At 74.5% G+C, this 9,355-nt stretch carries 9 protein-coding genes, 1 pseudogene and 1 riboswitch; of the genes and pseudogenes, 4 read left to right on the top strand and 6 right to left on the bottom strand.

The window, feature by feature from the left end; genetic code table 11:
* Both VE546_RS03485 and VE546_RS03490 read right to left on the bottom strand, forming a co-directional pair.
* A pseudogene (locus tag VE546_RS03485) lies at positions 1-210 on the bottom strand (hypothetical protein); the annotation flags it as partial.
* Between the two features lie 648 nt (positions 211-858).
* Positions 859-1,287: an MmcQ/YjbR family DNA-binding protein gene (locus tag VE546_RS03490; RefSeq protein ID WP_324918096.1), complete on the bottom strand. Its 429-nt coding sequence runs from the start codon at positions 1,285-1,287 to the stop codon at positions 859-861.
* A gap of 72 nt (positions 1,288-1,359) precedes the next feature.
* On the opposite strand from VE546_RS03490, the gene VE546_RS03495 reads away from it, so the two are divergent.
* Positions 1,360-2,550, top strand: coding sequence for a saccharopine dehydrogenase family protein (locus tag VE546_RS03495; protein ID WP_324918099.1), 1,191 nt, complete (start codon positions 1,360-1,362; stop codon positions 2,548-2,550).
* A gap of 52 nt (positions 2,551-2,602) precedes the next feature.
* Here VE546_RS03495 and VE546_RS03500 read toward each other — a convergent pair whose 3' ends face one another.
* Positions 2,603-2,770 carry a hypothetical protein gene (locus tag VE546_RS03500; RefSeq protein WP_324918103.1) on the bottom strand — a complete coding sequence of 56 codons (168 nt, stop codon included), beginning with the start codon at positions 2,768-2,770 and terminating at the stop codon, positions 2,603-2,605.
* Between the two features lie 157 nt (positions 2,771-2,927).
* Here VE546_RS03500 and VE546_RS03505 point away from each other — a divergent pair, with 157 nt between their 5' ends.
* Positions 2,928-4,367: a CoA transferase gene (locus VE546_RS03505; protein ID WP_324918106.1), complete on the top strand. Its 1,440-nt coding sequence runs from the start codon at positions 2,928-2,930 to the stop codon at positions 4,365-4,367.
* 39 nt (positions 4,368-4,406) lie between these two features.
* On the opposite strand, the gene VE546_RS03510 is transcribed toward VE546_RS03505, so the two are convergent.
* The gene (locus VE546_RS03510; RefSeq protein WP_324918109.1) at positions 4,407-5,087 is read right to left on the bottom strand and encodes a DUF1707 SHOCT-like domain-containing protein; all 681 of its coding nucleotides are present in this window, start codon (positions 5,085-5,087) and stop codon (positions 4,407-4,409) included.
* Between the two features lie 57 nt (positions 5,088-5,144).
* Positions 5,145-6,635 carry a glycine hydroxymethyltransferase gene (locus tag VE546_RS03515; protein WP_324918112.1) on the bottom strand — a complete coding sequence of 497 codons (1,491 nt, stop codon included), beginning with the start codon at positions 6,633-6,635 and terminating at the stop codon, positions 5,145-5,147.
* A 29-nt stretch (positions 6,636-6,664) separates the two neighbouring features.
* Positions 6,665-6,759: riboswitch (ZMP/ZTP riboswitch) on the bottom strand.
* A gap of 83 nt (positions 6,760-6,842) precedes the next feature.
* Between VE546_RS03515 and VE546_RS03520 the strand changes: the two genes are divergently transcribed.
* Both VE546_RS03520 and VE546_RS03525 read left to right on the top strand, forming a co-directional pair.
* Positions 6,843-7,064 (top strand): dodecin, encoded by a 222-nt coding sequence (locus tag VE546_RS03520; protein ID WP_324918115.1) that lies wholly within the window; start codon positions 6,843-6,845, stop codon positions 7,062-7,064.
* Between the two features lie 106 nt (positions 7,065-7,170).
* Positions 7,171-7,500 (top strand): GNAT family N-acetyltransferase, encoded by a 330-nt coding sequence (locus VE546_RS03525; protein WP_324918118.1) that lies wholly within the window; start codon positions 7,171-7,173, stop codon positions 7,498-7,500.
* A 129-nt stretch (positions 7,501-7,629) separates the two neighbouring features.
* Here VE546_RS03525 and VE546_RS03530 read toward each other — a convergent pair whose 3' ends face one another.
* Positions 7,630-8,847 (bottom strand): ricin-type beta-trefoil lectin domain protein, encoded by a 1,218-nt coding sequence (locus VE546_RS03530; RefSeq protein WP_414720389.1) that lies wholly within the window; start codon positions 8,845-8,847, stop codon positions 7,630-7,632.
* Positions 8,848-9,355: the final 508 nt, after the last annotated feature.

Here is a 9,355-nt window from a genome sequence, read left to right on the forward strand (position 1 = left end):
GATGGCGCGACCCAGCTCCAGTTGGGTCAGGCCCGCCGCGGTGCGCCACAGCTTGATCTGGCGGGCGGCGGCCTTGACCACCGGCCCGTACTCGTCGTCCCACTCCTCCTCCCAGCACGATTCGTCCGCGCCGTCGGTGGCGTGATCCGTGCGTGCCGTCTCCTCGCTGTCGTGGTCCGTGCGTTCCGTGCCGTCGTTGTCCAGCGTCATGTGTGCACCTGCCCCTTCGTCGTGCCCGTGTCCAACGGCGCTTGCTGCGGGCCTGTCACGCCGTACCGGCCGCACAGGACCGGTCGGCGGCCGTACAACCGCCGGCTGCGCGAATGCCACCACTGGTCACGTTATGTAAGGGGCAGGTGCGTTGAGTAGCGGAAAAGCAGGAAATCACCCGAACCGGAAACTCCACTTTTGTCACGGCTTTCCCTCCGTCGTCCCGTCGTCCCGCGTCGCTTCCCTGAAGCGTCCGTCCAGGCGTTCCATCGATCTCCGGAGGGCGTCACGGGCCTCCTGGGGAGCACGGTCGACAACTCGGCGAATGGACGGGCTTGTCGCCGTCCGAGGCGTACGGCCTGGCACCGGGTGACGAACCCGTCCGGGGGCACCAGCCAGTACGCGCTGGGGGGAGGCGCCCCGGTTGGAGCCTGGACAGGAACGTCAAGCCGGTTCGCCGGGTCCAAGCCGCAGATATCTCCCCGCTCCCTTGAGGCAGGGCTCCGGAGCGACACGGCAGGAAACGGATGGGCCCCGTCGTGTCCGCCACGGCTGCACGGCCCGGGGAGCGTGTCGCGCTCCGTCCGGGCCCACGCACCGGAGGTGTAGGTGAGGGGTCGAGGCTCCCGGGCGCGAGGGCAGGCCGGGTCAGCCCGCTTCCGTCCTCGCGTCGAGCTGGGCGACGAGGCGCCGGGGGGCGATGGTGCGGTAGCTCTCCTCGACCCAGTCGCACAGCAGCTCCGCCGGGGGTGCGCCGGCCCCGCCCAGCGGTACGGACACCCAGCCCGCCCGGCCGAGCCCGTACCCCGTGGGCACGGCGCCCGGCACGGACATCGCGTGGCCGTGGGCTCCGGGGTCGGCGAGCTTCACGGTGACGCCGGGAGGGTCGTCGCCCTCCTCGGCGCCGAGGAAGACGAAGATCTTCCGGTTGACCTTGACGACGCACGTGCCCCAGGGGAAGTCCTCGTGGGCGCCGGGCAGGCCGAGGGCGAACTCCCGCACCGCCTCCCGCACCGCCCACGGACCCCGCCGCGCGCCCGTCCGCCCCGTCGCACGCCCCTTCACACGGTCAGCCATGGATCCACCGTAGGGTCGGTCACTGACAGGCCCCCGCATCCCGCCCCTCTTCTCCGGCACCAGGAGGCAGGAGTGTCACGGAACGACCGCGACCACGACGTGGTGCTCTTCGGCGCGACCGGTTTCACCGGGGAGCTGACCGCCGCGTACCTGGCCGCACACGCCCCCGACGGCTGCCGCTGGGCGCTCGCGGGGCGCGATCGCGAGAAGCTCCGGCGGCTGCGCGAGCGGCTGGCGGGGATCAACCCGGCCTGCGCCGGGCTGCCGCTGCTGCACGCCGACGCCGGCGACCCCCGCTCGCTGCGCGAGATCGCCGCCGCCACCCGCGTGGTCGCCACCACCGTCGGCCCGTACGTCCGCCACGGCGCGCCGCTGGTGGCCGCCTGCGCCGGGGCGGGGACGGACTACGTGGACCTGGCCGGGGAGCCGGAGTTCGTCGATCTGATGTACCTGCGCCACCACGAGCGGGCCCGCGAGAGCGGGGCGCGGCTGGTGCACGCCTGCGGCTTCGACTCCGTACCGCACGACCTGGGCGTGCTGTTCACCGTCCGGCGGCTCCCCGAGGGCGTGCCGCTGCGGATCGACGGCTACGTCCGCGCGTCCGGCGCCTTCTCCGGCGGTACGTTCGCCTCCGCCCTGACCGCCTTCTCCCGCCGCCGTCAGACGGCGCGCGCGGCCCGGGAGCGGCGCGGGGTCGAGCCGCGGCCGGCCGGGCGCCGGATCAGCACTCCCCTGGGCCGGCCGCACCGCAGCCGGGAGGCGGGCGCGTGGGCGGTGCCGCTGCCCACCGTCGACCCGCGGATCGTGGCCCGGTCGGCCGCCGCGCTGGAGCGCTACGGTCCGGACTTCCGCTACCGCCACTACGCCGCCGTCCGCCGGCTGCCCGTCGCCGTGGGCGGGGTGGCCGGCGCCGGGGTGCTCTACGCGCTCGCCCAGTTCCCGGCCGCCCGTCGTGCCCTGTCCGCGCGGCTGGCGCCGGGCGAGGGGCCGGATGCCGCGCGGCGGGCCAGGAGCTGGTTCACGGTCCGCTTCGTCGGCGAGGGCGGCGGACGGCGTGTGATCACGGAGGTGTCCGGCGGCGATCCGGGATACGGGGAGACGGCCAAGATGCTGGCGGAGTCGGCGCTGTGCCTGGCCCTGGACGAGCTGCCCGGGACCTCGGGGCAGGTCACCACGGCGGTCGCGATGGGCGACGCGCTGATCGGGCGGCTGGTGCGGGCGGGAATCGTCTTCCGCGAGGTCTCCCCGGGCGGGCGGGGCTGAGGGACGGGGTCGCGGGCCAAGGGGCCCAGGCGGTCCGAGCGGTCCGGGCCGGTCAGCCGCCCAGCGCCCAGACGGCTATGACGTAGGCCATGGCGACCAGCCAGCCCAGTGCGAGCGTCCCTCCTAGGGCGACCGCCAGCGCCGGGCCCCGCCCGAACTGCGGGGTCAGGCCGGTGGTCAGGTCCGTGGTGCGGTGCGCGTTCTCCATGATCCTCTCCATGCCATCAGCGTGCCGTGCGAGACGGCTTCCAAACATCCGTACGGCTACTCAACCGCGTTGTTGATCAACTTAGTTGCGGGCACTGACAATCCCCGAAGCGGGCGGCGGGGCGGTCCCCAAGGCGCGCCGGCGGGCGGCGGGGCGGCATCATGCCCCCATGGAGCAACGGTTCCCGGCCCGGTTGTGGGCCGCACTGGGCGGTGACCCCGCCCTGCCCGCGCGCGTCCGCCACGTCCCCCGGGGCGGTCCGGCGGGCGTGCTGCCCGCGCGGCTGCCGGTGCGGGAACTGGCCCGGTCGACGGTCGCGGTGTGCTCCCTGGCGGCGGCCGAGCTGGCCGCCCGGCGCGCGGGGACCGCCGTTCCGGCCGTACGGGTGGACGACGGCGCGGTGGCCACCGCGTTCACCAGCGAGCGGCACCTGCGGATCGACGGCCGCCCGGCCGGCACGTTCGCGCCGCTGTCCCGCTTCTGGCGCACCGACGGCGGCTGGCTGCGCACCCACGCCAACTACCCGCACCACCGCGCCCGGCTGCTGGCCGCCCTCGGCGTCCCCGACCGCGGGGACGACGGGGCACTGGCCGCCGCGGTCGCCGGCGAACTCGCGGGCCGCCGCGCCGAGGACGTCGAGGAGCTGGTGCACGCCGCGGGCGGGCTCGCGGTCGCCGTGCGCACCCCGGGGCAGTGGGCGGCGCATCCGCAGGGGGCGGCCGTGGCCGGGCTCCCCCTGGTGGGGCGCGAGCGCCTGGACGACGCCCCGCCGCTGCCGCTGCCGCCGCTCCCGGACGGCCCGCGCGTCCTGGACCTCACCCGGGTCATCGCCGGTCCCGTGGCCACCCGTACGCTCGCGCTGCTGGGCGCCGACGTGCTGCGGATCGACGCGCCGGGGCTGCCCGAGAGCGCGGACGCCCACGCCGACACCGGGTTCGGCAAGCGGTCGGCACTGCTGGACCTCGCCTCCCGCTCCGGCCGCCGGACCTTCGAGGACCTGCTCTCCGCCGCCCACGTGGTGGTGACCGGCTACCGGCCCGGTGCCCTGGACCGCTTCGGGCTGGCGGCCGAGGCGCTGGCCGAGCGGCGGCCGGGCCTGGTGGTGGCGGAGCTGAACGCCTGGGGCGGGGCCGGGGTCGGCCCCTGGGGTGGACGGCGGGGCTTCGACAGCCTGGTGCAGGCGGCGAGCGGCATCGCGGTGGCCGAGGCGGCGGGGGCGGCGGGGGCGGACGAGGTGGAGGGCGGGAACCCTCCGGGTGTGCTGCCCGCGCAGGCGCTGGACCACGGCACGGGCTACCTGCTGGCCGCCGCGGTGCTGCGGGCGCTCACCGACCAGCGCGGCGACGGCGGCACCCGGCACGTGCGGGCGGCGCTGGCGCGGACCGCGCACTGGCTGCTGCACGAGGCGGCGCCCTCCGGTCCCCCGCCGCACGCTCCCGGGGCGTACGCCCCCGAGACGTACGACCCCGGTCCCTGGCTCACCGAGACCGGCAGTCCGCTGGGGCGGCTGCGCCACGCCGTCTCCCCGGTGGAGTACGAGGGCGGGCCCACCGGCTGGGCCCACCCGCCGGGGCGGCCGGGCGCGGACGAGCCCGCCTGGCGGCGGTGAGGGACGGCACCGGGGAGCGGCGCGCGGGCGCGGGCCCGGTCACTCCGGCGGCGTACGTCCGTGCCCGTCGCCCCATCCGCCGCCGTGCCCCAGGTGCCTGGGTCCCCCGAGGTGTCCGCGCCCGGTCTCGCGCCGGGCGGGCTTGCGCTTGGTGCCGATCCCGCCCCAGAAGGCGAAGCCGGTGATCACCACCCGGGGCGCCCCCGGTTCGCCCGTGCCCGCGGCACTGTGGTCGAAGTCGCCCATGATGCCGACGCCGCGCACGTCGACCTCGGCCTCCGGGGGGACGATCACGTCGATGCCGCCCATGACCGCGAAGCAGCGGATCTCGATCTCGCGGTCCTCGAAGCGGGCCTCGCGCAGGTCGATCTCCCCGCCGCCCCAGAAGGCGAAGCCGGTGAAGCGGCGGGGAGCGGTCCACGGTCCCTTGCGGACGAAGGCGCCCATGATCGCCACGCCGCTGCGGGAGGTGGGCCTGCCGCCGAAGCGTCCGGCCCAGCGGCGGCCCTGCCGCTCGGGCTCCTCGGGCGCGGACGCCCGGGGCAGGTCCCGGACCAGCGGCGCCAGTTCTCCCCGGGTGCGCGCCCGGTAGGCGGAGTCCAGTCGTTCCTGGAACTCCTCCATGTCGAGCCGCCCCTCGGCCAGTGCCTCCCGCAGCACTTCGGCCACGCGTTCCCGTTCGGCGTCGGAGGCCCGCATCTCGGGCAGGTCGTCGGTCATACCGGCAGGCTACGCGCCGGGCCCGGTCCGGGTCGGACCGGAACGGACCCGGATCGGTCAGATCAGGTCGATCCCCGGGTACAGCGGGTGTCCGGCCAGCAGGTCGGCGGCGCGGTCCGCGACGGCCTCGGCGACCTTGCCGTCCAGGACGTACCGCGCCTTGGACGCACCGCCGCCCGGCGCGGTGCCCGGCTCGGCGGCGGTGAGGACGGTGTGGATCAGGTCGGCGACCTCGTCCATCTCCGCCGTGCCGAGCCCGCGGGTGGTCAGGGCGGGGGTGCCGACGCGGATGCCGGAGGTGTACCAGGCGCCGTTGGGGTCGCGCGGCACGGCGTTGCGGTTGGTGACGATCCCGGCCTCCAGCAGGGCGTCCTCGGCCTGGCGGCCGGTGAGCCCGTAGCCGGTGACGTCGATGAGCGCCAGGTGGTTGTCGGTGCCGCCGGTGACGAGGGTGGCGCCGCGGCGCAGCAGGCCCTCGGCGAGCGCGGCGGCGTTGTCCACCACCTGCCGGGCGTAGTCGCGGAACTCCGGCCGCCGGGCCTCGGCCAGCGCCACGGCCTTGGCGGCCATGACGTTGGGCAGCGGGCCGCCGAGGACCATCGGGCAGCCCCGGTCCACGTGCTCGGCCAGCGACTCGTCGCACAGCACCATGCCGCCGCGCGGGCCGCGCAGGGACTTGTGGGTGGTGGTGGTGACGATGTTGGCGTGCGGTACGGGGTCGAAGTCCCCGGTGAGGACCTTGCCCGCGACCAGTCCGGCGAAGTGGGCCATGTCGACCATCAGGGTGGCGCCGACCTCGTCGGCGATCTCCCGCATGATCCGGAAGTTCACCAGGCGGGGGTAGGCGGAGTAGCCGGCCATCAGGATGAGCGGGCGGAACTCGCGGGCGGCGGCACGCACCGCGTCGTAGTCCAGCAGACCGGTGGCCGGGTCGGTGCCGTAGCTGCGCTGGACGAACATCTTCCCGGAGATGTTGGGGCGGAAGCCGTGGGTGAGGTGGCCGCCCGCGTCCAGGGACATGCCCAGCATCCGCTGGTCGCCCAGTTCGCGCCGGAGGGCCGCCCAGTCCTCCTCGGTCAGGTCGTTCACGTGGCGCGCCCCGGCGCGCTCCAGGGCGGGGCTCTCCACGCGCTGGGCGAGGACGGCCCAGAAGGCGACCAGGTTGGCGTCGATGCCGGAGTGCGGCTGGACGTAGGCGTGGGCGGCGCCGAACAGCTCGCGGGCGTGCTCGGCGGCGAGCGCCTCGACGGTGTCGACGTTGCGGCATCCGGCGTAGAAGCGGCGGCCGACGGTGCCCTCGGCGTACTTGTCGCTGAGCCAGTTGCCCATGGCCAGCAGCACGGCCGGGGAGGCGTAGTTCTCGCTGGCGATCAGCTTGAGGGAGGCGCGCTGGTCGGTGACCTCGGCGGCGATGGCGTCGGCGACGCGCGGTTCGACGGTGCGGATCACCTCCAGGGCGCTGTTGAAGGCCGTGGAGGCCGTCGATGCGGCGGAGGCGGGGGCGGTGGAGGCGGCGGGGGTGGTGCGCGACGTGGGTGCGGTGGCCATGGGCCCTCCTTGACGTCCTTGACGGCGGTCCGGGCGGCCCAGGCGCGCGGCTCTTCATCGCACGGGGCGAGGGCCGCTCCCCGATGGTCGATCCCATCCCTACGCGCCAGTCACGGCCCGGTCGCGAGCCTAGCACTCGCGCGCCGCCGTGCCCTGGGGCACCGTGGAGACGAGGAACGGCCGTGACCGTCCCCACAGGAGGCCACCATGACCGACCACATCTACCGGGTGACCGAGATCGTCGGCACCTCCCACGAGGGTGTCGACCAGGCGATCCGCAACGCGATCGAGCGCGCCTCGCAGACCCTGCGGAACCTGGACTGGTTCGAGGTGACCCAGGTGCGCGGCAACATCACGAACGGCGCGATCGAGCACTACCAGGTCGGCCTGAAGGTCGGGTTCCGGCTGGAGGGCGGGGAGGAGGGCTGACGCCGCCCGTCCCGGTCCGGCCCGACCGGGAGGGGTAGGAACACCACCGCGTGGCACTCGGTTGACCAGAAGAGGAGCAATACGGTCATTCCGGGAGGAACGCAGCATGCCCACGGCAGCCACCAACAGCCCGGTCACGATCAGCGACTCACCGGCCCACGGCCGGTTCGAGGCACGGATCGGCGCGACGCTCATCGCCTTCGCGGACTACGTCCGCACCGATGGCCTGGTGTCCTATCCCCGGGTCGTGGTGTCCCTGCCCTTCCGGGGACAGGGCCTCGGCGACCGGCTCGCCCGGACCGCCCTGGAGGACGCGCGGCGGCGCGGCCTGCGGGTCCGCCCGGCCTGCCCCTTCATGGAGCGGTGGATCGCCCTGCATCCCGAATACCGGGAGCTCGTCGCCCCGGACCCGGAGGAGCGCCCGGGGAGCGACTGAACGACCGCGGCCGGCGGGGGTCCGAAACCCTCCCCGCCGGCCGCGGTGTCCTTCGCGGGCCGTCCGGCCCCGGTCACCCGGCGGTCGTCCGCCGGCCGAGGTCCGTGCCGACCCGTGGTCCACGGTCGCCTACGGCGCGGTCCACTTCTGGTTGGCGGCCCCGGTGCAGGTCCAGATCTGCACCTTGGTGCCGTTGGCGGCGTTGTTGTCCTTCACGTCCAGGCACTTGTCGGCGTTGGGGTTGACGATGTCCCGTGCCGCGGTGACGACCCACTGCTGGGCCGCGGAGCCGTTGCACTCCCAGAGCTGGACGGCGGTGCCGTCCGCCTTGCCGGCGCCGGAGACGTCCAGGCACTTGCCGAGCGCCCGGATGGTGCCGTCGGTGCCGACGGTCCACCGCTGCGCGGCGTTGCCGCTGCAGTCGTGGATCTGCACCGGGGTGCCGTTGGCGGTGTCCCCCCAGGCCACGTCCAGGCACTTGCCCGCCAGACCCGTGATCTGGCCGGTGCGCCCGCTGCCGCCGCTGTCACCGCTGGTGACGCGGACGTAGTCGACGACCATCTGCTGCGGGAAGCTGGTGCTGCCGTCGGGCAGGCCCGGCCAGTCGCCGCCCACCGCGAGGTTGAGGATCAGGAAGAACGGCTTGTCGAACACCCAGCGGTCGCCGCCCAGGTCGGCCGGGGTGCGGCGCTGGTAGACCTGTCCGTCCACCGACCAGGTGATGGAGTTGGGGGACCAGTCGACGGCGAAGGTGTGGAAGTCGTCGGCGAACGCCCGGCCGTTCGGCAGGGTGTACGCGGCGCCGATGCCCTCGCCGCCGGAGTAGCCGGGGCCGTGGATGGTGCCGTGCACCGTCCCGGGCTCGTAGCCGACGTTCTCCATGATGTCGATCTCGCCGCTGTTCGGCCATCCGACGCCGGGCTGGCCGATGTCGGCGCCGAGCATCCAGAACGCCGGCCACATGCCCTGGCCGCGCGGGATCTTGATGCGGGCCTCGATGTGACCGTAGGTGGTGGTGAACTTGCCCGCGGTGTTCATCCGGGCGGAGGTGTACTCGCACCGCCCGTACCAGCACTGGTAGTTGTTCGGGTTCTCCTTGCGGGCGGTGATCACCAGGTTGCCCTTGCCGTCGAGCGCGGCGTTGGCATTGCCCGGGGTGTAGTACTGCCGCTCGTGGTTGTTGCCGCTGTTGTCACCGGTCTCCAACTGCCACCGGCTGCTGTTGACGGCCGATCCGGCGGGGCCGTCGAAGTTGTCCTCGAACAGCACGGCCATGGGTTCGGCCTCGGCGGCCTTGGCCGCCTTCGCCGCCTTGGGGGCGGCGTTGTCGTCCGTGGAGCCGGCCATGGCCGTGCCGGTGATCGTCAGGGTCAGGGCCAGGCCCACCAGGGCCGCCGCCGACGCCCACGGACGGGCGCGGCGGGGGCCGGAGCGCCGTGGGCCTGGTGGCTCGTGGGGGGTGGTGTGGGGGGTGGGGTGCATGACCATCACATCCGTCTGTCGTCCGGGAAACCCGGCGGTGGGGGTGTCGCGTCCCCGTGCGCGGGCGGTCGGCACAAGGCGGCCGTACCGCCGGCGGTGATGTCGCCATGGCCTACGGCCACGGCGGGGACGGCGTCCGCGGGGAAGCGGAACGAGCCGGGGCACTGCCGTGGAGGCATGGGTTCACCTCGATACGCGGTGGGGGACGCTACGTCGGTGAAGGCGGGCGGGCAGCGCTCGGAGCGCCAACCACCCGCTTACCAGGCTTAGTTCAGGGCGTGAGTCAACTCCCTGCGAAAGCACCCCGTCAAGTCATTGGACGAGACCAATCCGGCTTCAACTCGTGAATACCGGAACCCCTGTGAGAGCGCTC

This window comes from Streptomyces sp., assembly GCF_035644915.1.
Classification (GTDB): domain Bacteria; phylum Actinomycetota; class Actinomycetes; order Streptomycetales; family Streptomycetaceae; genus Streptomyces.

What these genes read in the sequence shown, in the direction of transcription:
- VE546_RS03505 (WP_324918106.1), top strand. Translation starts at nt 2,928, where the DNA reads ATGGAGCAACGGTTCCCGGCCCGGTTGTGGGCCGCACTGGGCGGTGAC.
- VE546_RS03510 (WP_324918109.1), bottom strand. Translation starts at nt 5,087, where the DNA reads ATGACCGACGACCTGCCCGAGATGCGGGCCTCCGACGCCGAACGGGAA.
- VE546_RS03515 (WP_324918112.1), bottom strand. Translation starts at nt 6,635, where the DNA reads ATGGCCACCGCACCCACGTCGCGCACCACCCCCGCCGCCTCCACCGCC.
- VE546_RS03500 (WP_324918103.1), bottom strand. Translation starts at nt 2,770, where the DNA reads ATGGAGAGGATCATGGAGAACGCGCACCGCACCACGGACCTGACCACC.
- VE546_RS03525 (WP_324918118.1), top strand. Translation starts at nt 7,171, where the DNA reads ATGCCCACGGCAGCCACCAACAGCCCGGTCACGATCAGCGACTCACCG.
- VE546_RS03530 (WP_414720389.1), bottom strand. Translation starts at nt 8,847, where the DNA reads ATGGCCGGCTCCACGGACGACAACGCCGCCCCCAAGGCGGCGAAGGCG.
- VE546_RS03490 (WP_324918096.1), bottom strand. Translation starts at nt 1,287, where the DNA reads ATGGCTGACCGTGTGAAGGGGCGTGCGACGGGGCGGACGGGCGCGCGG.
- VE546_RS03520 (WP_324918115.1), top strand. Translation starts at nt 6,843, where the DNA reads ATGACCGACCACATCTACCGGGTGACCGAGATCGTCGGCACCTCCCAC.